The following is a 23763-nucleotide window of genomic DNA, read 5'->3' on the forward strand; positions in this document are numbered from 1 at the left end:
ACCGGTCCCCACCTATCGGAACGCGCCCTACCCCCAGCCCAGCGCCACGGCGCCGTGATAGACGCCCATGGCCGCCAGATAGGCCAGGGTGATCATGTAGGCGAACATCACCATGGGCCAAAGCCAGCTGTTGGTCTCGCGCTTCACCACGGCCAGCGTGGGGGCGCACTGCGGGGCGAACACGTACCAGGTCAGGAAGGCCAGTCCCATGGCCAGGGACCAGTCGGCCGACAGGGCGCCGGCCAGGGTGCCGACCGCTTCCTCGGCGTTGGCCACCGCATAGACAGTGCCCAGCGCGCCGACGGCGACCTCCCGGGCGGCCATGCCGGGGATCAGGGCCACGGTCATCTGCCAGTTGAAGCCGATGGGCGCGAACAGGGGGTGGATCAGGTGGCCCAACTGGCCGGCGAAGCTGTAGTCGATGGCCGGCCCCGTGGCGCCCTCCGGCGGATAGGGGAAGGTGGACAGCACCCAGATCAGCACCATCAGCGGCAGGATGATGCGGCCGGCGCGGTTCATGAAGATCGCCGCCCTCTGCCACAGATTGCGCAGCACGCTCTTGGCGTCGGGCATCTTGTAGGTCGGCAGCTCCATCAGAAAGGGCTCGACCTGACCGCGCCAGAACAGCCGCCGGGCGATGAAGGAGATGGCGAGCGCGCTGGTGATGCCGGCCACATAGAGGCCGAACATGACCAGACCCTGAAGGCTGGCGAAGCCCCAGACCGTCTGGTTGGGAATGAAGGCCGCGATGATCAGGGTGTAGACCGGAATCCGCGCCGAACAGGTCATCAGCGGGGCGACCATGATGGTGGTCAGCCGGTCGCGCTTGGAATCGATCACCCGGGTGGCCATGACCCCTGGAATGGCGCAGGCGAAGGACGACAGCAGGGGAATGAAGGCCCGGCCGTGCAGCCCGGCCCCGCCCATGATCCTGTCCATCAGGAAGGCGGCCCTGGCCATGTAGCCGAAGTCCTCCAGGAGGATGATGAACAGGAACAGGATCAGGATCTGCGGCAGGAAGACCAGCACGCTGCCGACGCCGGCGATCAGGCCATCGACGATCAGGCTCTGCAAAAGACCGTCCGGCAGAACCGTCGCCACCAGGCCGCCTAGGGCGCCGATGCCGCCCTCGATGCCGTCCATCAGCGGACCGGCCCAGGCGAACACCGCCTGGAACATGACAAACAGCAGAGACAGCAGAATGGCGAGGCCCGCCACCGGATGCAGCAGCACCCCGTCGATCTTCCCGGTCAGGGTGTCGGGACGTTCGGCCGGCCGCACATGGGCCTTCATGATCCGCTGGGCTTCGGCGTGGGCCTGGCGGATCTCCGCAGGCGAGGGCTCATGCCAGGTGTTGGGAGCCTCCAGGGCGCCGGTCGCCGCCAGCGCCTCGACCTTGGCTTCAATCTGGGCGACCAGGTCCTCGATGCCCCGTTTGCGGGTGGCCACGGTGGTGACGATCGGCGCGCCGATGTCCCGGGCCAGCCCCTCCAGGTCGATGCGCAGGCCCTGGCGCTGGGCGATGTCGAACATGTTCAGCGCCAGCACCATGGGCCGGCCCACCTGGCGCAGCTCCAGGATCAGGCGCAGCACCAGACGCAGATTGGTGGCGTCGGCCACGCAGACCACCACGTCCGGCGGGGTCTCCCCCTTTAGCTGGCCGAGGATCGCGTCCCGCGTCACCGCCTCGTCCGGGCTACGCGCGCGCAGGGAATAGGTGCCGGGCAGGTCCAGCACCGAGACGGTGCGGCCGCTGGCGGTGGTGATGATCCCTTCCTTCTTCTCCACCGTCACGCCGGCATAGTTGGCCACCTTCTGGTGGCTGCCGGTCAGGGCGTTGAAGAGGGCGGTCTTGCCGGAATTGGGGTTGCCGACCAGGGCGATGCGGGCGGTCGCGGTGCTCACTGGGCCGTCTCCGGGGCGAGGCGAAGGACGACGTCGGCTGCATCCTTGCGGCGCAGGGCCACCCGCATGTCGTCCAGGCGCACGGCGATGGGATCATGGCCGATCGCGCCCTCATGAATTACCTCGATCGCTGCGCCTTCCACGAAGCCGAGTTCCAGCAGACGACGCTCCAGCTCCTGGGCGTCCAGCCCGCCCCGCCCCTGGGCGTCCGGGGCGCCGACCGCGCCGATGACCCCGCGATCCCCCACCCGCGCCTGGCTCAGCCGGATCTCGCCGGGCGCGAGCGGCTGGGCGGCGGCTGAAGTCGGATGGGGATAGGAATCGTCCATGGCGGGGTCCCGGTGGGAAGGGCGGCGAGGCGTAGCGGCGTCGCCAGCATTGTCTGCGAACGATTATCAGTTACGGGTCCGGCGAGGGGGATGCAAGCCCTGTGACCCGGCGCAGCGGCCTGTCGCGGGCTCGCGCGCCGTTGACGCGCCCCGGCGTCTGGCTAGATTGCGCCACCCGCGGGCCCCTGTGGTGGAATTGGTAGACGCGCCGCACTCAAAATGCGGTACCGCAAGGTGTGTCGGTTCGAGTCCGACCGGGGGCACCACTATCGCTGTGCGGTCAGGTGGCGCCGAAGATCAACGGCACGGCGGCCAGGGCGATCAGCGAGATCGCGACCACGCCGATCAGGTTCAGCCATAGGCCAGCCCTGCTCATCTGGGCGATGGAGATCAGACCGCCGCCATAGACGATGGCGTTGGGCGGCGTGGCCACCGGCAGCATGAAGGCGCAGGACGCGGCCAGCGCCAGGGGAATGGCGAACAGCAGCGGATCGGCCCCGATGGCGAGCGCCAGCGCCCCGCCGATGGGCAGGAAGGTGGCGGCCGAGGCGGTGTTGCTGGTCAGCTCCGTCAGGAAAATCATCGCCAGGGTGACCATGACCACCAGGGCGGCCACCGGCCAGCCGCCAAGGATGCTCAGCAGTTCGCCAAGCCAGGCCGCAAGGCCGCTGGTGGAGATGGCGGCGGCCAGGCTCAAGCCCCCGCCGAACAGGGTCAGCACCCCCCAGGGCAGGCGCTTCAGCTCGGCCTCGGTGACCAGCCGGTCGCCGGTCGCCTCGCCTGAGGGCGTAAAGGCGAGCGCCACGGCCGCAGCGATGGCCACGCCCGTGTCGGTGAGCCACGGGGCGTAGGGGGTCAGCAGGGGCCGGAAGACCCAGGCGAAGGCGGCGAGGGCGAAGATGATGCAGACCCGGATTTCCGCCCGGCTCATGGCGCCAAGCCTGGCCTTCTCCTCGCGGAAAAGGACGCCGGCCTCGGGCAATACCAGCCTGACCGGATTGAGCAGGATGAGCGTGCCCCAGGCCGCCGCCAGCAGGACCAGGGCGACCGGCACGCCGATCATCATCCACTGGCCAAAGCCGATCTCGATTCCATGCTCTTGGGCCATGTAGCCGGCCAGCAGGGCGTTGGGCGGGGTGCCGATCAGGGTGGCGATGCCCCCAATGCTGGCGCCATAGGCCACCGCCAGCAGCAGGGCGACGCCGAGGTTGCGATAGGAGACGGGGTCCTCCCGCCCCCCGTGATCCTCGGCGAGCGCCAGGACGGCCATGGCCACTGGCATCATCAGGACGGCGGCGGCGGAATTGCTGACCCACATGGAGACCAGGGCCGTAGCCCCCAGCATGCCGGCCACCAGCCGCCGTGGCGTGGCGCCAGCGGCGGCCGCGCAGCCCAGGCCCACCCGCTTGTGCAGCCCGCTTCGCTCCATGGCCGCGCCCAGGACGAAACCGCCCAGGAACAGGAAGATCACCGGGTCCGCATAGGGGGCCGCGGCGGCGCGGATGTCGCTGACGCCCAGGGCCGGGAACAGCACCAGCGGGATCAGGGCGGTGACCACCAGGGGCGCGGCCTCCGTCATCCAGAGCACGGCCATCAGGACGGTGACGGCCGCGACCGGACGGACGGCGGGCCCTGACCCAAAGTCTGGCGCCAGCAGGATCGCGGTGAAGGCGCCCAGGGCTAAAGCCAGCCCGACCATTCGACGCCGCGCCTGCGCGGTCGCCGCGCCGTCCTGAACCTGCATGCCTGCCCCCGATACCGTGGCCAATGTCTCAGCCTTGACCTTGCACAATATGAGCGCATCGGCGCGCCTCGCGCCAGGGACAGGGCGCTGCTGGGGCCAAACCCATGCTACCCTTAGGTCAATCGGCGGTGGCGAGCCCCGCCCGGAGGTCCCATGGACGAGCCTGATGCGGCCGCAGGACAGGGTCGAGCCGGCGCTGCAAATTCAGTCGCGGGCGGGCCTACGGGGGGCGCGCCGGAGACCGACAACACTTCGCGCCTGGTTCTTCAATGCGCGGCGCCCATTTTTCTGCAGGGTCTGGGAGGCCTGGCCCATCTGTCTGGGGGCGACCGGCTCACATCGCTGCTGACCCTGGCCATCCTCGAGGCCAATGTCCGGCATGTGGTTCGCGATCCCGTGCTGGCGCTGCGTTACGCCCGGTTTGAGTCGCCGCCCCCTGACGAGCTTCGCCGCCCCGTCAGTGTTCGCGCCCTGGCGGAGTCCCTGAGCCTGCCCTACGACGCGGCCCGCCGACGGGTCGCCGCCCTGGAGGCTGCGGGCGTCTGCGTCCGCACAGCCAGGGGCGTCTACATTCCCAACAGCGCCCTGACGACCGAGGCCAACCACCAGGCTCTGATCCAGGGCTACCAGGCGATGGAGGCCCTGGCGGCCGACCTCGTCAGTATCGCCCCAGGCTTCGACCTGACCGGCGGCGCGCCGTGTCCCGCCGAACCCTCCCCGGACGGGGCGGAGCGTCTCGCTGTTCGGGTGGGGGTTGAGTACGTCCTGAGGTTCGCCGAACGGCTGGCGGCCGTCGCCGGCGATGTAGGGCAGGGTCTCGTTCTCCTGGCTATCCTGCACCACAACTACACGCCGGTGTTCAGCGATCCGGTGCTCGCGCGACGCCATGGGGGGCTGTCCGATCCGCCTCCGGACGAACTGCTGGCGCCGGTCAGCGTCCTGGCCCTGGCCAAGTCCCTGGGGCAGCCCTTTGAAACGACCCGGCGACAGGTCAACCGACTGATCCGGGGGCGCCGGTGCGTGCGGGTCGCCGGTGGAGTCATCGTATCGGCTCAGGCCATGCGCACGGCTCTGGCCCGTCGCGCCCTGCTGGCGCATGTGGGGGATGTGCAGCGCGCCTATGGCGCCCTGGCCCGCCTGGGGCTCACATTCGGGGGAAATGCGACCCCCTCTGCGCCCGACGATTGACCTTGCGCCGTCGCCGGGTCATGGCCAGCCATGGCGAGTGACACCCCCGTTCCGATCCCAGGCCCCCTGCAGCGGCCCGCCGCGCGCGTGGGCTTCGGGATCCTCCTGCGGGTCTGCGCCATGGCCTGTCTGGCCGGGTTGTTTGGCTTGGTGAAGGTCGCCTCGGAGCGGGGGGTGCCGATCTTCGAGACCCTGTTCTTCCGCAACGCCTTCGCCTTCATTCCCATCGCCATCTACATCTGGCGCACCAGCGGGTTCGGCGTTCTGCGCACCACCCGGCCAGGGGCTCACGCGACCCGGGCCATGGTCGGCCTCACTGGCATGATTGGCGGCTTTCTGGCGGTGTCCCACCTGCCCCTGACCGAGGCCACGGCCCTGTCCTTCTCGGCCCCCCTGTTCATGACGGCCCTCTCGGTCCCCCTGCTGAAGGAGTCTGTGGGGCCGCACCGTTGGGCGGCGGTGGCGGTCGGCTTCGTCGGCGTGCTGATCATGATCCGGCCTGACCCGGCGAACCTGGCCAATATCGGCGTCATCTTCGCCCTGATCGGCGCGGTGGGCTCGGCGCTCGCCATGATCACCATCCGCCAGATCAGCATGACCGAGCCTGGCCCCCGGATCGTCTTCTACTTCACCGTCGCCGGCGCCCTGGCGGGGCTGGCCAGCCTGCCCTTCGGCTGGATCATGCCCGATCCCGGCACCTTCGCCCTGCTGGTGGTGATGGGCCTGCTGGGGGGCGTGGGCCAGCTTCTGCTGACCGAAGCGATCCGCGTCGCCCCCGTGGCGGTAGTGGCGCCGTTCGACTACACCCAGCTGGTCTGGGCCAGCCTGTTCGCCTTCCTGGTCTGGGAGGAGCTGCCGCGGGCGTTGACCCTGGTCGGCGCCGGCGTGGTGGCGGCGAGTGGTCTCTACATCCTCTATCGGGAGACGAGGCGTCGCCGCGAGCCCCCGGCGTGACACCTCCGGAAGTTGATTTCCAAGACTAAATTGCAGCCTTGACGCGGTCTGTCACATTGACGGAACCGCGATACGGGAAGAGTCTGTTCAGGTCGTCGACACCGGGTCGACGAGATCAACCTCAGGGGGTCCGGCCATGGGTCGTCGACTTTCCATCCTGGCGGCGCTCGCCGCCCTGACCACAGCCGCTGCGGCGGGATCGGCCCATGGCGCGGTGACCATCATCGGCGGCGGCATGGCCGAAGCCTGCTCCAAGGCCGCTGTCGGCGGCCAGTCCGACGAGCGGTTCGAGGAGTTCTGCGACCTCGCCCTCGAAACCGAATTCCTCAACGCCCGGGACCGGGCCGGCACCTATGTGAACCGTGGCGTCCTGCGCATGCGCCGCGCCGAATATCCCCGCGCCATCGCCGACTTCGACCAGGCGATCAAGATGAAGCCGGACCTGGGGGAGGGGCACGTCAACCGCGGCGCAGCCCTGATCGGCCAGAAGCGCTACGCCGAAAGCCTGCCGGCCATTGACCGGGGCCTGGAGCTCGGCGTCGAGGAGCCGGCCAAGGCCTATTACAACCGCGCCCTGGCCCATGAGGGACTGGAAGACGCCCGGTCGGCCTATTTCGACTACCAGAAGGCGCTGGAACTGGCGCCCGGCTGGGCCGCGCCCACCGAGCAACTGGCCCGGTTCTCGGTCACGACCCGCACCCGGCCGCAATAGGGACCCGCAGGGGCGGGTGGCGCGTTGAGGTGGCAAAGGAGTCCGCCCCATGCGCCCCATCATCCCCCGTGTCGCCCTTGCTGGCCTGGCCATCGCTGTCCTGGCCACTCCGACGCTCGCCCAGGACGCCTACACGCAACACCAGCTTGGCGTGCTCGAGTCTCAGCAGCAGATGGACCGCTATCGCGGGGTCGCCCAGCAGAACGAGCTGAACGCCCTGTCGTCCCAGATGCAGACGGAGCGGGCCCTGCAGGACCTGCGCCGCCAGCGGGAGGCGTCGGACCTGGCGCCGGCGACCCCCTGGTTATCCCCGATCGGCGGGCCGGAGGACGTTCGCATTCCCGATGCGCGGCTGGCGGACTCCAACGCCCGGGTGCGGGCGATCCTGGCGCGCGACGGGCGGTAGTTTTCGCATCGCGGCCAGGGCATGGTCGCGCCTGGTCTTTGGGAGATGAGCGCGCATGCGTTGGCGGGGCGGACGGCGGTCTGGAAACATAGATGACCGGCGCGGGGTCGGACCCGTCGCCGGCGGGCTTGGGGTCGGCGGCGTGGTGCTGGCCCTGATCGGCTATTTCGTCTTCGGCATCGATCCGACCACGACGCTCAGCGTGGTGAACGGCGGTGGCGCGCCGGCGGCCCAGAGCGCGGGCGTCCGCGGCGCGCCCGATGATGAAGCCGGCCAGTTCGTCGATGTCATCGAGACCTCCACCGCCGAGGTGTGGACCGAGATCTTCGACCAGGCTGGTCAGACCTACGAGCCGCCGGCCGCCATGGTGCTCTACGAACAGGCCACGGGCACGCGGTGCGGCACAGGGGAGGCGGCCATGGGCCCCTTCTACTGCCCGGCTGACCGCAGCGTCTATCTGGACCTGTCCTTCTGGGATGATCTTGAAAACAAGTTCGGCGCAGGGGGCGAGGCGGCGCGGGCCTATGTCATCGCCCATGAGGTCGCCCATCACGTCCAGAACCTGACCGGTGAGATGGACCAGGCCCGGCGCCTGGGCTCCCAGGGGGCGGAAAGCGGCGCCGTGCGGCTGGAGCTGCAGGCCGACTGCTATGCCGGCGTGTGGGCCGCCCGGGCCGAAGCGGCGTCCGGCGGCGCCGTGGCGCTCGGACCTGACGACATCGCCGAGGGCTTGGCGGCGGCCTCGGCCATCGGCGACGACACCCTCCAGAAGCAGTCCCAAGGCCGGGTCGTGCCCGACGCCTTTACCCACGGCTCCAGCGCCCAGCGGATGGCCTGGTTCCGCCGGGGGGCGGAGTCGGGCGACCCCAACGCCTGCGACACCTTCAGCGCCGCACGGCTCTAGACCATCAGGCTCTGGAGCGCCTCAGATTGACGGCGGCGGCTCGCGCTCCAGGCAGACGGCCACACATCGGCGAGCCAGCAGGTCGCCGGCGTCGATCAGCGGCACGGACACCTCGGCGGGCGAGAGGACCAGCGGCGCCTCGGTGCAGCCGGCGATCAGGGTCTCGGCCCCCTCAGCCACGAGATCGCGGGCGAGCCCGGCCATCTCCGCCCGCGCCTGGGCCGACCGGTCTCCGCCCTTGATGCGGTAGAGGACCTCCATGAACGCCTCCTGGCGCTCAGCCCCCAGGGCGACCAAGCCCAGGCCCCGGGCTGCGAGATATTCACGGTAGAGCCGCAGCGCACCCTTGGTGCCCAGCACCCCGACCCGCCTCGCGCCGGTGTCGGCCGCGGCCTTGGCCGCGCCGCCGATCATGTCGATCAGGGGCAGGCCGCTGGCGCGCACGATGAGATCTGCATGGGCGTGGGCGGTGTTGCAGGGCATGGCCAGCACCTCAGCCCCGCCGCCAGCCAGGCCGCCAGCCATCTCGGCCAGCACCGGGCCCGCCCCGGCGCCGGGGACATTGCGGTCAGGGACCTGCGGGTTCAGGTCCATCAGGACGCGGATATGGTCCTGGTCCCGTTCGGCGGGGGTGTAGGCCTGAAGCCTGGCCAGGAAGTCGAGGGTGGCCGCCGGCCCCATCCCACCCAGGACGCCAAGGATCAGGCTCATCCCAGCTGGCCTTCCAGCTCGCCCTGATAGCCGAACAGGCCCTGGGCGCCGCCGGTGTGCAGGAAGACTACGGTCTCATCCCTGAAGGCGCCCTGGGCGCAGAGGTCAATGAGGCCCTTCATGGCCTTGCCGCTATAGACGGGATCGAGGATCAGGGCCTCGGTGCGGGCCGCCAGCTTCAAGGCGTCAATCACCGCCTGGTCGATCAGGCCATAGCCCGCGCCCACATAGTCGCAATTGGCCGCCACGCGGTCGCGGGTCACCCGGCCCTCCTGGCCGAGCAGGGCGCAGGTCTCCTGGGCCAGCTTGAAGACATTGGCCTCCTGGGTCGCCTGCGGCGCCCGCACGCCGATGCCGAGGACCGGTATGTCAGCGCCGATGACGGCCAGGCCGGCCACCAGACCCGCATGGGTGCCGGCGCTGCCGGTGGCCGTGACGATGCGGTCGATCTTCAGCCCCATGGCGTCAGCCTGGACCACCAGCTCCCGGGCGCAGTCGGCATAGCCCAGGGCGCCGACCGCATTGGAGCCGCCGCCGGGGATCACATAGGGCCGCCCGCCGCGCTCACGCACCCCCTGGGCGACGCGCTCCAGGGCGGCGTTCATGTCGCTGCCGCCCGGCACGGTCTCGATGTTCGCGCCGAGCAGGCGGTCGAGGAGCACATTGCCGGAATTATTGTAGTCCACGGCGCCCGAGCCGGTGCGGGCTTCCAGGATGATCTCGCAGGCCATGCCCAGCCGTGCCGCCGCGGCGGCCGTCTGGCGCACATGGTTGGACTGGATCGCGCCCTGGGTGACCAGGGTGTCGGCCCCCTGGGCCACGGCCTCGCCAGCCAGGAATTCCAGCTTGCGGGTCTTGTTGCCGCCGCCGGCCAGGCCCGTGGCGTCGTCCCGCTTGATGAACAGGCTCAGGCCGCCGAGCGCCTCCCCCAGTCGGGGCGCGGCCTCAAGCGGCGTGGGCAGGTGAGCGAAGCGGACGCGGGGAAAACGGGCCAGGTGCATGATCGGCTCCTCGATGAACTCGAGCCTGCCCTATCACGCGCCTGACCCGTCGTCTGCGTCCCACCCGGTCAGGGAACGAGGATCGGCGCCGCCACCAGGCCGAGACCGGCGATGCTGATCAGCCAGGCCAGGGACCGCAGGCCCCGCACCCCGAAGGCGTAGAGCGGAACATAGGCCACCCGGGCCCAGAAATAGACCTGGGCGCCGATGGCGCTCAGCTCGGTTCCGCGACCGGTCACATGGGCGATCAGCACCACGCCGATGAAGATGGGCAGGGTCTCGAACAGATTGGCCTGGGCCCGTTGCAGCCGTTGGGCGCGGGGGTGGAGCGGCGGCATCTCCTCGTCCCGGGCGCCGGTGTTCCACTTCAGCCCGTACTGGGCGGTGCGCGCCATGTCGAAGAGCAGGATCTGGATGAAGGCCAGGACCAACGTCCAGGCCAGCATGACGAGTTCAATGGTCATTTCGGCGTCCCCCTTGGCGCTCCCTGGTGGAGCTTGAGCGCAGGAGGGGACGCCGACACCAGGCCGCCGTCAAGGCGGCCCCGGCGTCAGCACCAGGCAGGCGGTCGATGGGCCAGCCGCATCTGCGCCCGGATCAGGTTCCAAAGGCCTTGGGGCGCCGGGGCGGGCGATAATCCGGTATGAGGGGCCCCTGTTCGCGCATGTACGGGTTTGACGACGCCCCCAATGACCGCAGGGACCCTGAACTCCACCACCGAACGCCTGGCGCAGGCCGAGCGCCTGATGGCCGAGCAGGCCTATGAGCCGGCTCACGCCCTGTGCATGGAGGCGCTGGCGGCCGACCCCCAGGCGGCCGGGGCGTGGTTCCTGCTCGGCGTCCTTGCGGCCGATCATGACAATCCCGGCAAGGCCGCCGAGCTGTTTGGCCGCGCCGCCGCCCTGGATCTCGACGACCCCCGCGCCCCGGCCCATCTGGCCCGCTGCCTGATCGCGATGAACCGCCGGGATGAAGCGCTGGCGCAGGCGCAGATCGCCGAGGCCCGCAAGCCGGCTGACGCGCTCATTTTCGACATCCTGGGCGTCGTGTTCAGGCAGGTCGGGCTGCCCAGCCGCGCCATCGGCCACTTCGAAGCCGCGCTTGCCAGGGAGCCGGTGCGGGCCAGCATCGCCTGCCACCTCGCCTTCGCGCGGCAGGATGTCGGGGATGCAGACGGCGCCGAGGCGGCGTTCGCTCAGGCCCTGGCGCTGGATCCGGGCCTGCACCAGGCCTGGTCGTCGCGGGTGCTTCTGCGACGCCAGACCGCAGAGCAGAACTTCCTGCCTGACCTGGAGACCCAGTTCGCGGCGGCCCGCGGATCGGCCGCGCCCCGTCTGCATCTCGGCCACGCCCTGGCCAAGACCCATGAGGATCTGGGGAATTTCGAGATCGCCCTGGACTGGCTGATCCGCGCCAAGGCCGCCATGGGGCGGCAGGTGGGCTATGACCCCCGCGCCGACGCTGACCTGTTCGCCGCCGCCCGGGCCACCTGTCCCACCGCCACGGCCGGCGCGCGGGGCGCGACGTCTGAGGGGCCTATCTTCGTGCTCGGCCTGCCATGTGGCGGCGCTGCCGCGGTCGAGCAGATTCTCTCGCAACATCGGGAGGTCGCCTCGGTCGACAACCTGACCAGTTTCGGTCTGGTCCTGCAGCGGATGACGGGCTCATCCGGCGCGCTTCTGATGGACGAGGCGGCTCTCGAGGCCGCGGGCGAGATCGATCTTCGAAGGGCTGGACAGGCCTACCTGCAGATGGCGGGCGCGCGGCTGGCCGGATCCGGGCGCTCCGTGGACCGGGCGCCTCTCAACATCGTCTGGGCCGGGTTGATCCACCGGGCCATGCCGCAGGCGCGGATCATTTGCGTTCGTCGTCATCCGATGGACGCCTGTATGGAGACCTACCGGCGGCTGCTCCCCACGGACCTGGCCTGTTACGACTATGCCTACGACCTGACACATACGGCCGCCTACTGCGCCGGCTTCGAGCGCCTGATGGCCCACTGGCGCCAGGTTCTGCCCGTTGACCGGTTCACCGAGGTGGCCTTGGAGGATCTGGTCGCTGATCCGGAGGGCGAAACCCGCCGCCTGCTCGAATTCTGTGGCCTGGACGTCGATCCCGTTTTCCTGGCGCAGGATGAGGCCACCGCACCGGCGGCGGCGGTCATGGCGACCCACGCCGGCTCCATCGGACGATGGCGCAGCTACGGCCCGGGTCTCGCGCCCCTGCGTGAAGCGCTGGAGTCCGCCGGCGTCAGACTTTAGGGCGCGGCGTCGTCAGGGCCGCTCGCCAGGGCCCAGAGCGGCGACCTGGGCGGAGTTCAGCTTGCGCACCTCCTGCACCAGGCACGGAGTCGCGCCGATGGGCGAGGCGACCCGCACATCCAGATCCATCCGGTCGCAGACTGTGTCGGAGCCCCCGGAGGGGATCAGCACCAGCGGGTCCGAGGCGGCAGTGTTCAGGCAGCCATTGCGCATGGTGACGCGGAACACATCCTGGGGGCCGACGCTGGTGCGGAACAGGACCGTGTTGCGGTCGATGATCTTCTGGCCGCGAATGCCGCTTACGCGGAAACAGGCGCGGCCGGGCTCTGTGGCGTTGGCGGCCATGGCGGGCGAGGATGGTCCGCCGGCCGGCGGCGCGGCGGCGCATCCGGCGAGGGCAAGCGCGCCCAGGGCGGCGGCCGCGGTGGCGTGGTTGAGCATTGTTGTTCCTCCTTCAGCCGACAACGTGGCGGCTGGTCCCGACGTTCCGGGTCCAGACTTATCTGACGGCGCCATTGGGGCTGAAGCTGGGCCTTGCACAGCCCTTGGCGGCGTCGCCCAGGAGGGCTAGTGTCGACGTATCCTCGGGGGGCCGCGCATGAGCGGCTGAGAGGCGGGTGAGCCCGCGACCCGTAGAACCTGATCCGGGTCATGCCGGCGAAGGGAAGGGAGAGCGCCATGGCGCGGGTCTTGGACTCGACACGACTGACCGCCCGGATACTCGGGCCGTTCCTGGCCGTGGCCGGGGCCGCCGCCGTCCTGCGCCGTGACGACCTTCTGTCGCTCCTCGAAGGATTTCAGGGCGATCCGGCCCTGACCTTCGTCACGGGCATGCTGCTCGTCCTGGCCGGACTGGCCCTGATGGCGGTCCACCAGCGCTGGCGAACCCCGGCCGAGATCGCCCTCAGCCTCACCATCTGGCTCCTGACCCTGCGCGGCGTCTTCCTTCTGTTCGCGCCGGGCGTGCTGTTCGACCTTGCCGACAATGTCATCGCCAGGACGCCCCTGGTGGTGGCCGCAGGCCTCGCCGCCGTGGGCGTCGGGGTCTGGCTGACCCTGGTGGGATACCGCCAGGCCGCCGCCTGAATCTCATTCCGACATCCTCACAGAGATCCTCCATGAACAAGCCGCTGACCCCCAGTCTCGACGCCGACGCCATCCCGACCGGGGAGCGTCCGGGCTCGAAAAAGGTCTATGAGGCCGGGCGGCTCTGGCCCGACATCCGCGTGCCCTTCCGCGAGGTGGCTGTGCATGAAAGCGCCGGCGAGCCGCCGGTGACCCTCTATGATCCGTCCGGTCCCTATACCGATCCCGCCGCAAGCATCGATATCGACAAGGGCCTGCCCCGCACCCGCGAGCCCTGGGTCGTCTCCCGCGGGGATGTGGAAGTCGTCGCCGACCCCCGCAACGTCAAGCCCGAGGACAATGGCTTCGCCCGCGGCGCCCATCTGGCGCCGGAGTTCAGCCAGCCCCGGCGGATTTATCGGGCCCGTCCCGGGGTCAGCGTCACCCAGATGGACTATGCCCGCCGCGGGATCGTCACGCCCGAGATGGAGTATGTGGCCATCCGCGAGAACCTGCGCCGCAAGGAGGGCGAGGCCTTCATCCGCGACGGCGAGGACTTCGGCGCCTCCATTCCTGACCTGGTGACACCGGAGTTCGTCCGCGATGAGATCGCCCGCGGCCGGGCCATCATTCCGGCCAATATCAACCACACCGAGCTGGAGCCGATGGCGATCGGCCGGAACTTCCTGGTCAAGATCAACGCCAATATCGGCAATTCCGCGGTGCTCTCCACCGTCGCCGACGAGGTGGACAAGATGGTCTGGGCCATCCGCTGGGGCGCCGACACGGTCATGGACCTGTCCACCGGGCGCAACATCCACAACATCCGCGACTGGATCATCCGCAATAGCCCCGTGCCCATCGGCACCGTCCCCATCTATCAGGCCCTGGAAAAGGTGAACGGCGTCGCCGAGGACCTGAACTGGGAGGTGTTCCGCGACACCCTGATCGAGCAGGCCGAACAGGGGGTGGACTACTTCACCATCCATGCGGGCGTGCGTCTGGCCTATGTGCCGCTGACCGCCAACCGGGTGACCGGCATCGTCTCCCGCGGCGGCTCGATCATGGCCAAGTGGTGCCTGGCCCACCACCGCGAGAGCTTCCTCTACGAGCACTTCGAAGACATCTGCGAGATCATGCGGGCCTATGACATCAGCTTCAGCCTGGGCGATGGCCTGCGGCCTGGCTCCATCGCCGACGCCAATGATGCGGCTCAGTTCGCCGAGCTGGAGACCCTGGGCGAGCTGACCCAGGTGGCCTGGAAGTACGGCGTCCAGACCATGATCGAGGGGCCGGGCCACGTGCCCATGCACAAGATCAAGGCCAATATGGACAAGCAGCTCGCCGTCTGCGGCGAGGCGCCCTTCTACACGCTGGGCCCGCTCACGACCGACGTGGCGCCGGGCTATGACCACATCACCAGCGCGATCGGGGCGGCCATGATCGGCTGGTTCGGCACCGCCATGCTCTGCTACGTGACGCCCAAGGAGCATCTGGGCCTGCCCGACCGCAAGGACGTGAAGGACGGGGTGATCACCTACAAGATCGCCGCCCACGCCGCCGACCTCGCCAAGGGGCATCCCTCGGCCCGGGCCTGGGACGACGCCCTGTCGCGGGCCCGGTTCGAGTTCCGCTGGGAGGACCAGTTCAACCTGGGTCTCGATCCAGAGACGGCGCGGCTTTATCACGACGAGACCATGCCCAAGGAGGCGCACAAGACGGCGCACTTCTGCTCCATGTGCGGCCCCAAGTTCTGTTCCATGAAGATCAGCCAGGACATCCGCGAGGCCGCCCGCGGCCAGAACGACGCCGCCGTCCAGGGCATGGCCGAGATGAGCGAGAAGTTCCGGGCCACCGGCGGCGAGGTCTATGTGCCAACGCCGAAGGGCTGAACCGCTCAGCCCTTGAGGACGGCGCTCAGGCTGCCGTCAGACTCCAGGACCACGAAGGCGGCGTCGGACAGCTCGGCGCCGCCCGAGGTGCGGATGGCGGCGAGCAGCTCCTCCTGCGTCACCCGCTGCCGGCGCAGGGCGCCAGGCAAGGGCGCGCCGTCCTTCAGCAGCAGGCTCGGCTCGGACTTGACCAGCTTGTCGATCGCCTTGATCCGCACCGAAAGTAAGGTGACGGCGTACTGCAGCCCGACCAGCAGGGCCAGCGCCGCCACACCTTCGGCGAGGGCGAGGTCCTTTGACGTCAGGATGCTGGAAAAGGTCGAGCCGATCGCCACTGTAACCACCAGATCGAAGGCGTTGAGCTTGGACAGAGTCCGTTTGCCAGAGACTCGCAAGACGACGACCAGGGCCACATAGGCCGCCGTTCCCACCACCAGGATGCGCAGGATCGGGTCCCAGCCTGTGAACAGGGCCTCAAAGTCCATGGGGGCCGCGTCTGAAGTTGTGCATGGCGGAGCAACACGCAGGCGGGGCAAAGGCTCCCTGGCCAGTCGAGGTTCGGGGACCAATCGCCAGCCGGCTTCCTGGGCCTGGCGCCCCCAAGTCCCTCGCGACGCTTGCGCCCGCCTCGAGCAGAGATGCTCGCCCCAAGGGCGAGCATGACGGTGGTGAAGGCGGGACGACGGCAGACTGTTCAGGGCCTTCCACCGATCCGGCGGCTTGACGCCGATCAAGGCGTGGCAATGGCGTTGGGCCAAGCTCCCTCCACAAAAGGAGCCGACCATGGCGGATGAGGGATCGAAAATCGGCCGCCACCCGGGCCCCCGGCGGGCGGTCTGGGGGATGGTCGCCGCGCTGACCGGCTTCGCCCTGGTGAGCGCCATGTTGATGGTGGCCCATGGACGGACGCCCGAGCTCGAAAAGGCGCTGTTCCAGCTGGGTCTTGGGGCGACGACCCTCATCGCCGCCGTGGGCCAGGTCCTGATCCTCGGTGGCCTCGCCCTGCTTTGGAGCGCGCTGCGCCATCGGCGGTGAACTTCTGGCCCCGCCATTGACGCGGGGCCTGCAAGGGGAAAGGCTCGCCCCTTCCACAGTTCAGGGGCCGCCCATGGTTTTGCGTTCAGTCGTCGTCGGAGCGGGCCTCGCCCTGCTCATCGCCAGCGGAGCCCTGGCCCAGGTCGAACGTCGAGAGATCGGCCAGCTGGTCTATGAAGGCGTGCCGGCCGCGCCCGATGGCCTGCAGGCGGCCATATCCCCCTATTACGAGGTGCGTTCGGCTGAGCTGAAGGACTGGCTGGCCGACGGCTCCATGCTGATCTCCACCCGGTTCGGCGAGACGACGCAGATCCACCGGCTGGCGGCGCCCGGCGCGGCGCGGACCCAGCTCACCTTCTTCAATGAGCCGATCACGGCCGCCAAGGTTCAGCCCGGCGTCTCCCGCTTCATCTACCGGCGGGATGAGGGCGGCTCGGAGTACTATCAGGGCTTTCTGCGGGATCTGAATGGCCAGGAGGTGCGGCTCACCGCGCCCGGGACCCGCAACAGCGACTTCGTCTTTTCCAAGGACGGCGCGGTGGTGGTCTGGAGCCAGGTGACCCCCGGCGATCCCAACTATGACATCATGCTGGCCCAGACTTCGGCGCCGGATGCCCGCCGCGTGGTGCTTGAGGGGCAGGGCGCCATGGCGCCCACGGCCATCTCCCCCGATGGCCGGCGCATCCTCATCAGCCGCTACAACTCCATCGCCTTTGTGGAGCTGTTCGTGCTCGACGTGGCGTCTGGTCAGCTGACGCAGGTCGGCCCCGCCGACCGCCAGGTCTTCTATGAGGGCGCGGCCTTCGTCGATGGCGGCGCGGGCGTGCTGACCCTGTCGGACGACGGCTCGGAAGTCGCCCGACCGGTGGTGTTTGATCTCGCCACCGGCGCCATGCGCGACCTCGCGCCGGGATCGCAATGGGGCGCCGAAGCCTTCGACATTTCGCCGGACGGCAAGACTGTCGCCTACATGGTCAATGAGGAGGGCTATTCGAAGGTCCTGCTGCGTGACGTCGCCAGCGGCCGCCTGCTGAAAGGACCCGACCTTCCGAAAGGCGTCCTGACCGCCCTGAAGTTCTCCAAGGATGGGGCCCGGCTGGGCCTCAGCCTGTCCACCTCGACGACTTCAGGGGATGTCTGGGACTATGAGCTGGCCAGCGGCGAGCTGACCCGCTGGACGCAGAGCGAGCTGGGCGGCCTGGACGCCGCGAGGCTCGTGGAGCCGGCCCTGTTCCGCTACCCGACCTTTGATGACCGCTCGATCCCGGCCTTCATCTACCGGCCGCAGGGGGTGAGCGGAAAACTGCCCGTGGTGATCCAGATCCATGGCGGACCCGAGGGGCAGGAGCAGCCCAGCTTCAATCCCCGTCGGCAGTCCTGGGTGAACGAACTTGGCGCGGCAGTGATCATCCCCAATGTCCGCGGCTCCACCGGCTACGGAAAGACCTATCTGTCTCTCGACAACGCTGAAAAGCGCGAGGACTCGGTCAAGGACATCGGCGCCCTGCTGGACTGGGTGGCCCAACAGCCCGACCTCGACGCCAGCCGCGTGGCCGTGGTCGGCCAGTCCTATGGCGGCTACATGGCGCTCGCCGTCGCCGCCCATTACAACGACCGGCTGGTCGGGGTGATCGACCTCTACGGCATCTCCGACTTCATCACCTTCCTGGAAAACACCGAGGGCTATCGCCGGGATCTTCGTCGCGCCGAGTATGGCGATGAGCGCGATCCGGCCATGCGGGCGGTGTTCGAGAAGATCGCGCCGATCAACATGTCTGACCGCATGAAGAAGCCGATGATGATCTATCAGGGGGCCAATGACCCCCGGGTGCCGGCCTCGGAATCCGAGCAGATGGTCGCCCGTCTCCGCGCCCAGGGCACCGAGGTCTGGTACATCCTGGCCAGGGACGAGGGCCATGGCGTCCACAAGAAGTCCAACCAGGAGGCTGTGCGCGCCACCGAGGTGCAGTTCCTGAAGTCGGTGCTGAACCCCGCGCCCTGAGCGACCTAGCGGACGATCATCGACTCAAAGCCGCCGAAGATCATCCGCGCGCCGTCAAAGGGCAGTGTGGCCGGCTCGTAGTTCATCCGCGGGTCGGCCATGACCTTGGCCATCACCTCGTCGCGCTTTTCGCGGGACTCGTAGGTGGCCCAGGCGAACACCACCACCTCGTCATCCTTGGCCAGGACCGCGCGGGGGAAAGAGGTCACCTCGCCGACGGGCGTGTTGTCGCCGACGCATTCTACGTAGCTCAGCGCGCCGTGCTCCATCCAGACCTCCGAGGCCAGGGTGGCCATCGCCTTGTAGGCGTCCAGATTGGCCTTGGGGACTGCGAGCACGAAGCCATCGACATAAGGCATGGGTCTCTCCTTGGGGTCAGGTCACTGCTCAAGGACGACCAGGCGCTGTGGACTCCGACAGCGGCCGCGCGATTCTCATCCTCGTCGGCGGCGTTCCTTCTGGATCACCTCGTCCAGGGCCTGCAGGAAGCGCGATCGGTCATTGCGGTCGAAGGGCTTGGGGCCGCCGAAGATGTCGCCGGTGGAGCGCAGCTGCTCCATCAGGGCGCGCTGGGCGATGGCCGAGCCGATGGAGTCCTCGGTGAACGGTTTCCCGTTGGGCGCAATGGCGTGGGCGCTCGCCTGCAGCACCCGTTCGGCGAGCGGAATGTCGTTGGTGATGGCCACATCGCCCGGCGCCACATGCTCGGCGATCCAGTCGTCGGCCACGTCGGGACCCGCATCGACGATCACCCGCTCCACCATGGGCGAGGTGGGGATCATCATGAAGGCGTTGGACACTACCCAGGTCTTCAGGCCGTAGCGCTGGGCGACCTTGTAGACCTCGTCCTTCACCGGACAGGCGTCGGCGTCGATGAAGATTTCGATCGGCTTGCGGCTCACGGCTGGCTCCCTGTCTGGCAGCCCCTCTCCTAGACCAGAATGGCGGCAGGCGGGACCGGCCCCGTCGTTCCTCCGCCTCACTTGATCTGAATCACAGGGTGGAACGAGCAGGTGGCCGATGGTCGCCAACCGGTTTGTTCAAGCTCTTGAAGGCGTCTCCATGTCCATCACCCTGACATTCCACGGCGCCGCCGGGTGCGTGACGGGATCCTGCGTGGAGGTCGAAACGCCCAAGGCCCGGCTGCTGATCGACTGCGGCATGTTTCAGGGACCAAAGACCCTCAAGGCCCTGAACTATGGCGACTTTCCCTTCGACCCGCAGACGGTGGACGCGGTCCTGCTGACCCACGCCCATCTCGACCATGCCGGCCTGCTGCCCAAGCTGGTGAAGGCGGGGTTCAAGGGGCCGATCCACGCCACGGCCGCCACCCGGGATCTCTGCGGGGTGATGCTGCCGGACGCCGGCGGCATCCAGGAGACCGAGGTCCGCCACCTGAACCGGCGCAATCTCCGCCGGGGTCTGCCGCAGGTGGAGCCGATCTATACCGCCCGGGACGGCGAGCGAACGATCCGCCAGTTCTCCAAGGTCAAGCTCGGGGTTCCGGTCGAAATCGCGCCCGGCGTCCGGGCCATCTATTGGGAGGCGGGTCATATTCTGGGCGCGACCTCCATCGAACTGCGGGTGGAGACCGAGGAGGGGGAAACCTCGTTCCTCTTCTCCGGGGATATCGGCCAGGGTGGCCGTGACTATGCCGCCGATCCGGAAGGGCCTGCGGGCGTCGACCACCTGATCCTGGAATCCACCTATGGGAACCGCGACCGGCTGAACCTGGCGCCGCCGGAGCGCCGCGCGGCGCTCGCCCAGGAACTGCGGGACGCCCATGCGGCCGGCGGGCCTGTACTCATTCCCACCTTCGCCGTCGAGCGGGCTCAGGAGCTCATCGCCGACCTGGTCGCCCTCATGGAGGCTGGCGAGGTCCCTGAGGCCGACATCTTCCTGGACTCCCCCCTGGCCATCGAAGCCACCGAGGTCTTCCAGCAGCGGGGCTATAACCGCACCACGGGGGTGAACCCCTTTGACCGCCTGCGGGCCGGAGGACGGCTCAACTTCCTGCGCAAGCCCGCCGAGAGCGACCGGATCGATCGCCTGCGCGGCTGGCACATCATCCTCGCCGGCAGCGGCATGTGCGACGCGGGCCGCGTCCGCAAACACCTCAAGCGGCTGCTCTGGCGGCGGGAAGCCACTGTGCTCCTGTCTGGCTATCAGGCGGTCGGGACCCTGGGTCGTATCCTGGAGGACGGGGCCAGCCGGGTCAGTATTCAGGGGGAGGAGGTGCAGGTCCGCGCCCGCATCCGCGCCCTCGACATCTATTCCGGTCATGCCGACGCCGGCGGCCTTGTGGCCTGGGCCAAGGCCCGCGCTCCGGTGAGCGGCGCTGTGTTCCTCTGCCACGGCGAGCCGGAAGCCCTTGAGGGTCTGAGCGCCCGCCTGGTCGGCGCGGGCTTCGACGGGGCGTCCATCCGTGTCCCTGACCTGGACGCCGCCTATGAAATCTCGGGCGCCACGGTGGATGGCGCAAAACCCCCGGCGCCGCAGCGCGCACGCCGTCTGGCCCCGGGACAGGCGGTGAAGGCCGACTGGCACAACGCCCGGGTCGCCCTCAACATGGCGCTGAACGCCGCCCTGGCCGAGGCCCCGACCGATGCGGCCCGCGAGGCTCTGCTGGCGAGGCTTACGGGCGTTTTGGGCGAGCAGAGTGAACCGTCTCAGGCGCCATGACCCTGGTATTGGGTCGCAGGCCCAGGCAGGATCGAAACAACCTCAAGGAGATTGCTGATGTCATTTCGTCAAATCATTGTGCAGCTCGGCGAGGACGCGGCGTCCGGGCTGCGGGCGAAGGCGGCGGCGGATTTCGCCAAGCGGTACGGGGCGCATCTGACCGGCGTCTTCCTGACCAGCGAATATGTTCGCCAATACATGGCCGCCGAGAGCCTCACCGCCCTGCCGGCTGACGTGGTCCAGCAGGTTCTGAGCGGTCATGAGGCCGCCGTCGCCAAGGTGGCTGACGCGGCAAGGGCGCAGTTCGAAGCCGCCTGCGCCCAGAGCGGCGTGACCCATGACTGGCGCATGGTGGGCGGGGACTCGCCCCAGCCGTTCCTCGCGGTGGCCCGCCGCAGCGACCTGACCATCTTTCCCCGACACGCCAAGGCCTGTCTCAGCGAGCACGGCCTGAGCGCCGCCCAGGTCGCCCTGGCCAGCGGCGGCCCTGTGCTGATCACCCCGGACGACGACTACGCCCCGCCGGTGGGGCGCCGGGTGCTGGTGGCCTGGAACGGTGGGCGAGAGGCCGCCCGCGCCCTGCAGGACGCCTGGCCGATCCTGGAGCGGGCGGAAGCCGTGCACGTGCTCACCGTTTCCCCCGATGGCGAGGGAAATTCGGACGGCCTTCTGGAGGCGCTGCTGGCCAGGCACGGGGTCAAGGCCGAGTTGATCACCGATCCCAGCCAGGACGAATCCGCTGTGGACGTGATCGCCCGGCAGGTCGCCGAACTGGGGGCCGACCTGCTGGTCATGGGGCTCTACGGCCGCCCGCGCCTGCAGGAACTGCTCCTCGGCGGGGTCAGCCGAGCCATGGTGGCCGCCAGCCCCATCCCGATCTTCGCCTCCCATTAGGGCGAAGGGCGCCTGTTTCCCGCGTGCAGAGCGGAGGCGCAGAACCTCCGGCCAGATGAGGCTTGACTCATAGATATGTTATAACGTTACAGGTCCTCCGCTCTTTGTGGGGAGGCCTTCTGTGTCGCTGTCTGTGTCGTCGTCTCGTCTGTCGCGTTCAAGCCGTCGCGCCGCCTGGTTCGCCAGCGTCGTCCTTCTGGTCCCGGCCGCGCCGGCCCTGGCGGATGACGCCACGGACCTGACCCAGGTTGTGGTGACGCCGATGGCGGGGCCGCAGGCCCTGCGGGACGCGCCGGCCACCATTTCGGTGGTCAGCCGGGAGGACCTGGAAGCCCGCCCCATCGCCGACCTGTCTGACTCCCTGCGCAATGAGCCTGGGGTGACCATCACCGGGATCGGCATGACCCGGCGAGGGATCAGCCTGCGTGGCATGCCGGTGGAGCACACCCTGGTCTTGGTGGACGGGCGGCGGATCAGCGCGGTGGGCGGCCTGGTGGCCCATGCGGACTATGATCTGGCCTGGACGCCAACTGAGGCGATCGAGCGGATCGAGGTGGTTCGCGGGCCCATGTCCTCCCTCTATGGCGCCGACGCCCTGGGTGGGGTGGTCAACATCATCACCCGCAGCGCCACCGACACCTGGCTGCGCAGCGCCACCCTGAACGGCACGGTTCCCGAGCGGGGCGCCGGTCGGGCCTATCAGATGGGCGCCTATGCCGGCGGTCCTCTGGTGGAGGGGGTGCTGGGGCTCAGCCTCTATGCCGACGCCTCCGGGCGTGACCCCACCTATCAGGCGGCTGATCCCCGGCAGGCCGAACTGGAGGGCCGTCGCGCCCTGAACGCCTCGGCCACCCTCAGCTGGACGCCCGACGACTCCCAGCGGCTCGACCTCACCTTCGGGGCGGGGACCGACTTCCGCTACCGGGACACCGTCACGACGGGGGCGGCGCCGGTCTACTACCGCTTCAAGGACGACATCACACGACAGCAGGTGTCCGCCAGCCACAGGGGCGACTACGGCTTTGGCCAGACGCTGGCGCGGGTCTATCGCAGCGAGGTTGAGCGGGTAAACACCCGCACGCAGAACCAGACCCCGAGCGGCACGGTGCGGATCATCGAGACCGTGGCCGACGGCCATGTGACCCTGCCGTGGGGGGCGCACATGCTGAGCGCGGGCGGCGAGGTCCGACGCCAGGAGCTGGAAAATCCGGCCGTCAACGCCCGGGGCCGCAGCGAGGCCGACCAGTATGGCCTGTTCATCCAGGACGCCTGGAGCATCACCGAGCAGTGGTCGATCGTGGGCGGCGCGCGCTTCGACCATCACGACACCTATGACTGGCAGACCAGCCCGCGCCTCTACACGGTGTTTCACCTCAATGAGCGCCTGACCCTGAAGGGCGGGGTGGGGCGTGGGTTCAAGGCGCCCAGCCTGACCCAGCTGTCGCCCGACTATCAGGTGGTGGCCGCCGGGGGCCGTTTCACGGTGTTCGGCAATCCGAACCTCAAGCCCGAGATCGGCACGACCTACGAGGTCAGCGCCGACTACGCCGGCGAGGGCTGGTCGGCCCGTCTGGGGGTTTTCCAGAATGATCTGAAAGACCTGGTTGAGACCCAGTGTGTCCGCCTCTGCGGGATCCGCGGTCGGGAGGTGCGCGTCTATGGCAACGTCGCCGAGGCGCGCATCCGGGGCCTGGAGCTTGGCGGGGATGTGGACCTGCCGGCCAACCTGAACCTCTCAGCCAACTACACCCGGCTGGAGACGGAGAACCGTCAGACGGGCAAAGCCCTGCTGGAGCGTCCGGAATCCCGGGCCAACGCCACCCTGCGCTGGCGCCCCACCGAGCGTCTGAGCGCTCAGCTACGCGGAGAATATGTGGGCGAGCAGACCGTCAGCACCGGCGGCCTGCCCGACTACAGCCTGTGGTCTCTGGAGGCGAGCCAGCGGCTTACTGACAGCCTCACCTTGCGGGTGGGCATTGAGAACCTCACCGATGAGCGGCTGGCCGAGAAGTCCGGCTCCTTCACCTATGCCGAGCCCGGTCGCCTCTATCACCTCGGCCTCAATCTGAGCTTCTAGG

The 23763-nt window shown here is 69.0% G+C and carries 23 protein-coding genes, 1 tRNA gene and 1 riboswitch; of the genes, 14 read left to right on the forward strand and 10 right to left on the reverse strand.

The window, feature by feature from the left end; translation table 11 throughout:
• Nucleotides 1-27: 27 nt before the first annotated feature.
• Together feoB and Q8N19_RS08315 are read right to left on the reverse strand one after the other, a co-directional pair.
• The gene (gene feoB / locus Q8N19_RS08310; RefSeq protein WP_305589618.1) at nucleotides 28-1905 is read right to left on the reverse strand and encodes a ferrous iron transport protein B; all 1878 of its coding nucleotides are present in this window, start codon (nucleotides 1903-1905) and stop codon (nucleotides 28-30) included.
• Nucleotides 1902-2234 carry a FeoA family protein gene (locus Q8N19_RS08315; RefSeq protein WP_305589620.1) on the reverse strand — a complete coding sequence of 111 codons (333 nt, stop codon included), beginning with the start codon at nucleotides 2232-2234 and terminating at the stop codon, nucleotides 1902-1904. Before Q8N19_RS08315 ends, feoB begins: the two co-directional genes overlap by 4 nt.
• 181 nt (nucleotides 2235-2415) lie before the next feature.
• Here Q8N19_RS08315 and Q8N19_RS08320 point away from each other — a divergent pair.
• Nucleotides 2416-2500 (forward strand) — tRNA-Leu (locus tag Q8N19_RS08320).
• Nucleotides 2501-2514: 14 nt separating this feature from the next.
• On the opposite strand, the gene Q8N19_RS08325 is transcribed toward Q8N19_RS08320, so the two are convergent.
• The gene (locus Q8N19_RS08325; RefSeq protein ID WP_305589622.1) at nucleotides 2515-3978 is read right to left on the reverse strand and encodes a DASS family sodium-coupled anion symporter; all 1464 of its coding nucleotides are present in this window, start codon (nucleotides 3976-3978) and stop codon (nucleotides 2515-2517) included.
• Between the two features lie 153 nt (nucleotides 3979-4131).
• Between Q8N19_RS08325 and Q8N19_RS08330 the strand changes: the two genes are divergently transcribed.
• From Q8N19_RS08330 to Q8N19_RS08350, 5 genes are all read left to right on the forward strand, one after another.
• Complete coding sequence (locus Q8N19_RS08330) at nucleotides 4132-5166, forward strand: hypothetical protein (RefSeq protein WP_305589624.1); 1035 nt, start codon at nucleotides 4132-4134, stop codon at nucleotides 5164-5166.
• A 30-nt stretch (nucleotides 5167-5196) separates the two neighbouring features.
• The gene (locus tag Q8N19_RS08335; RefSeq protein ID WP_305589626.1) at nucleotides 5197-6120 is read left to right on the forward strand and encodes a DMT family transporter; all 924 of its coding nucleotides are present in this window, start codon (nucleotides 5197-5199) and stop codon (nucleotides 6118-6120) included.
• Nucleotides 6121-6256: 136 nt separating this feature from the next.
• On the forward strand, nucleotides 6257-6832 hold the full coding sequence (locus tag Q8N19_RS08340; protein WP_305589628.1) for a tetratricopeptide repeat protein: 576 nt from the start codon (nucleotides 6257-6259) through the stop codon (nucleotides 6830-6832).
• Between the two features lie 49 nt (nucleotides 6833-6881).
• A complete protein-coding gene (locus tag Q8N19_RS08345; protein ID WP_305589630.1) occupies nucleotides 6882-7238 on the forward strand; it encodes a hypothetical protein in 357 nt (118 codons plus the stop codon).
• Between the two features lie 55 nt (nucleotides 7239-7293).
• Nucleotides 7294-8142: a neutral zinc metallopeptidase gene (locus Q8N19_RS08350; protein ID WP_305589632.1), complete on the forward strand. Its 849-nt coding sequence runs from the start codon at nucleotides 7294-7296 to the stop codon at nucleotides 8140-8142.
• 21 nt (nucleotides 8143-8163) lie between these two features.
• Here Q8N19_RS08350 and Q8N19_RS08355 read toward each other — a convergent pair whose 3' ends face one another.
• The 3 genes from Q8N19_RS08355 to Q8N19_RS08365 form a co-directional block, all read right to left on the reverse strand.
• Entirely contained in the window at nucleotides 8164-8853 is a 690-nt protein-coding gene (locus Q8N19_RS08355; RefSeq protein ID WP_305589634.1) for an aspartate/glutamate racemase family protein, read from the reverse strand.
• Entirely contained in the window at nucleotides 8850-9854 is a 1005-nt protein-coding gene (locus Q8N19_RS08360) for a D-cysteine desulfhydrase (RefSeq protein WP_305589636.1), read from the reverse strand. Before Q8N19_RS08360 ends, Q8N19_RS08355 begins: the two co-directional genes overlap by 4 nt.
• A gap of 68 nt (nucleotides 9855-9922) precedes the next feature.
• On the reverse strand, nucleotides 9923-10318 hold the full coding sequence (locus Q8N19_RS08365; RefSeq protein WP_305589638.1) for an MAPEG family protein: 396 nt from the start codon (nucleotides 10316-10318) through the stop codon (nucleotides 9923-9925).
• Between the two features lie 225 nt (nucleotides 10319-10543).
• Between Q8N19_RS08365 and Q8N19_RS08370 the strand changes: the two genes are divergently transcribed.
• A complete protein-coding gene (locus Q8N19_RS08370; RefSeq protein WP_305589640.1) occupies nucleotides 10544-12115 on the forward strand; it encodes a sulfotransferase in 1572 nt (523 codons plus the stop codon).
• 12 nt (nucleotides 12116-12127) lie between these two features.
• Here the strand turns inward: Q8N19_RS08370 and Q8N19_RS08375 are convergent, their stop codons facing one another.
• On the reverse strand, nucleotides 12128-12556 hold the full coding sequence (locus tag Q8N19_RS08375) for a DUF6491 family protein (RefSeq protein WP_305589641.1): 429 nt from the start codon (nucleotides 12554-12556) through the stop codon (nucleotides 12128-12130).
• A gap of 134 nt (nucleotides 12557-12690) precedes the next feature.
• Nucleotides 12691-12798, forward strand: a riboswitch (TPP riboswitch).
• Here Q8N19_RS08375 and Q8N19_RS08380 point away from each other — a divergent pair.
• Nucleotides 12794-13201, forward strand: coding sequence for a hypothetical protein (locus Q8N19_RS08380; RefSeq protein ID WP_305589642.1), 408 nt, complete (start codon nucleotides 12794-12796; stop codon nucleotides 13199-13201). It overlaps the preceding riboswitch by 5 nt.
• 32 nt (nucleotides 13202-13233) lie before the next feature.
• Entirely contained in the window at nucleotides 13234-15072 is a 1839-nt protein-coding gene (gene thiC / locus Q8N19_RS08385) for a phosphomethylpyrimidine synthase ThiC (protein WP_305589644.1), read from the forward strand.
• 5 nt (nucleotides 15073-15077) lie between these two features.
• On the opposite strand, the gene Q8N19_RS08390 is transcribed toward thiC, so the two are convergent.
• Nucleotides 15078-15557, reverse strand: coding sequence for a DUF421 domain-containing protein (locus Q8N19_RS08390; RefSeq protein ID WP_305589646.1), 480 nt, complete (start codon nucleotides 15555-15557; stop codon nucleotides 15078-15080).
• 298 nt (nucleotides 15558-15855) lie between these two features.
• Between Q8N19_RS08390 and Q8N19_RS08395 the strand changes: the two genes are divergently transcribed.
• A complete protein-coding gene (locus Q8N19_RS08395) occupies nucleotides 15856-16107 on the forward strand; it encodes a hypothetical protein (protein ID WP_305589647.1) in 252 nt (83 codons plus the stop codon).
• Nucleotides 16108-16180: 73 nt separating this feature from the next.
• Nucleotides 16181-18109: an alpha/beta fold hydrolase gene (locus tag Q8N19_RS08400; RefSeq protein WP_305589649.1), complete on the forward strand. Its 1929-nt coding sequence runs from the start codon at nucleotides 16181-16183 to the stop codon at nucleotides 18107-18109.
• 5 nt (nucleotides 18110-18114) lie between these two features.
• Here Q8N19_RS08400 and Q8N19_RS08405 read toward each other — a convergent pair whose 3' ends face one another.
• Nucleotides 18115-18468 carry a DUF1428 domain-containing protein gene (locus tag Q8N19_RS08405; protein ID WP_305589651.1) on the reverse strand — a complete coding sequence of 118 codons (354 nt, stop codon included), beginning with the start codon at nucleotides 18466-18468 and terminating at the stop codon, nucleotides 18115-18117.
• Between the two features lie 75 nt (nucleotides 18469-18543).
• Entirely contained in the window at nucleotides 18544-19011 is a 468-nt protein-coding gene (locus tag Q8N19_RS08410) for a YaiI/YqxD family protein (protein ID WP_305589653.1), read from the reverse strand.
• A 160-nt stretch (nucleotides 19012-19171) separates the two neighbouring features.
• Here Q8N19_RS08410 and Q8N19_RS08415 point away from each other — a divergent pair, with 160 nt between their 5' ends.
• The 3 genes from Q8N19_RS08415 (at nucleotide 19172) to Q8N19_RS08425 (ending at nucleotide 23762) form a co-directional block, all read left to right on the forward strand.
• A complete protein-coding gene (locus Q8N19_RS08415; protein WP_305589655.1) occupies nucleotides 19172-20791 on the forward strand; it encodes an MBL fold metallo-hydrolase in 1620 nt (539 codons plus the stop codon).
• Between the two features lie 57 nt (nucleotides 20792-20848).
• Entirely contained in the window at nucleotides 20849-21685 is an 837-nt protein-coding gene (locus Q8N19_RS08420) for a universal stress protein (protein WP_305589657.1), read from the forward strand.
• Between the two features lie 121 nt (nucleotides 21686-21806).
• Nucleotides 21807-23762: a TonB-dependent receptor domain-containing protein gene (locus Q8N19_RS08425; RefSeq protein WP_305589659.1), complete on the forward strand. Its 1956-nt coding sequence runs from the start codon at nucleotides 21807-21809 to the stop codon at nucleotides 23760-23762.
• The last annotated feature ends 1 nt before the right edge of the window (nucleotide 23763 follow it).

It is taken from the genome of Phenylobacterium sp., from assembly GCF_030693405.1.
GTDB lineage: Bacteria > Pseudomonadota > Alphaproteobacteria > Caulobacterales > Caulobacteraceae > Phenylobacterium.

Excerpts from the sequence above, each read along its gene's own strand:
- Q8N19_RS08420 (WP_305589657.1), top strand. The coding sequence starts at position 20,849 with ATGTCATTTCGTCAAATCATTGTGCAGCTCGGCGAGGACGCGGCGTCC.
- Q8N19_RS08380 (WP_305589642.1), top strand. The coding sequence starts at position 12,794 with ATGGCGCGGGTCTTGGACTCGACACGACTGACCGCCCGGATACTCGGG.
- Q8N19_RS08315 (WP_305589620.1), bottom strand. The coding sequence starts at position 2,234 with ATGGACGATTCCTATCCCCATCCGACTTCAGCCGCCGCCCAGCCGCTC.
- Q8N19_RS08405 (WP_305589651.1), bottom strand. The coding sequence starts at position 18,468 with ATGCCTTATGTCGATGGCTTCGTGCTCGCAGTCCCCAAGGCCAATCTG.
- Q8N19_RS08370 (WP_305589640.1), top strand. The coding sequence starts at position 10,544 with ATGACCGCAGGGACCCTGAACTCCACCACCGAACGCCTGGCGCAGGCC.
- Q8N19_RS08355 (WP_305589634.1), bottom strand. The coding sequence starts at position 8,853 with ATGAGCCTGATCCTTGGCGTCCTGGGTGGGATGGGGCCGGCGGCCACC.
- thiC (WP_305589644.1), top strand. The coding sequence starts at position 13,234 with ATGAACAAGCCGCTGACCCCCAGTCTCGACGCCGACGCCATCCCGACC.
- Q8N19_RS08360 (WP_305589636.1), bottom strand. The coding sequence starts at position 9,854 with ATGCACCTGGCCCGTTTTCCCCGCGTCCGCTTCGCTCACCTGCCCACG.
- Q8N19_RS08415 (WP_305589655.1), top strand. The coding sequence starts at position 19,172 with ATGTCCATCACCCTGACATTCCACGGCGCCGCCGGGTGCGTGACGGGA.
- Q8N19_RS08335 (WP_305589626.1), top strand. The coding sequence starts at position 5,197 with ATGGCGAGTGACACCCCCGTTCCGATCCCAGGCCCCCTGCAGCGGCCC.
- Q8N19_RS08400 (WP_305589649.1), top strand. The coding sequence starts at position 16,181 with ATGGTTTTGCGTTCAGTCGTCGTCGGAGCGGGCCTCGCCCTGCTCATC.
- Q8N19_RS08350 (WP_305589632.1), top strand. The coding sequence starts at position 7,294 with ATGCGTTGGCGGGGCGGACGGCGGTCTGGAAACATAGATGACCGGCGC.
- Q8N19_RS08375 (WP_305589641.1), bottom strand. The coding sequence starts at position 12,556 with ATGCTCAACCACGCCACCGCGGCCGCCGCCCTGGGCGCGCTTGCCCTC.
- Q8N19_RS08330 (WP_305589624.1), top strand. The coding sequence starts at position 4,132 with ATGGACGAGCCTGATGCGGCCGCAGGACAGGGTCGAGCCGGCGCTGCA.
- Q8N19_RS08345 (WP_305589630.1), top strand. The coding sequence starts at position 6,882 with ATGCGCCCCATCATCCCCCGTGTCGCCCTTGCTGGCCTGGCCATCGCT.
- Q8N19_RS08395 (WP_305589647.1), top strand. The coding sequence starts at position 15,856 with ATGGCGGATGAGGGATCGAAAATCGGCCGCCACCCGGGCCCCCGGCGG.
- Q8N19_RS08390 (WP_305589646.1), bottom strand. The coding sequence starts at position 15,557 with ATGGACTTTGAGGCCCTGTTCACAGGCTGGGACCCGATCCTGCGCATC.
- Q8N19_RS08325 (WP_305589622.1), bottom strand. The coding sequence starts at position 3,978 with ATGCAGGTTCAGGACGGCGCGGCGACCGCGCAGGCGCGGCGTCGAATG.
- Q8N19_RS08365 (WP_305589638.1), bottom strand. The coding sequence starts at position 10,318 with ATGACCATTGAACTCGTCATGCTGGCCTGGACGTTGGTCCTGGCCTTC.
- Q8N19_RS08340 (WP_305589628.1), top strand. The coding sequence starts at position 6,257 with ATGGGTCGTCGACTTTCCATCCTGGCGGCGCTCGCCGCCCTGACCACA.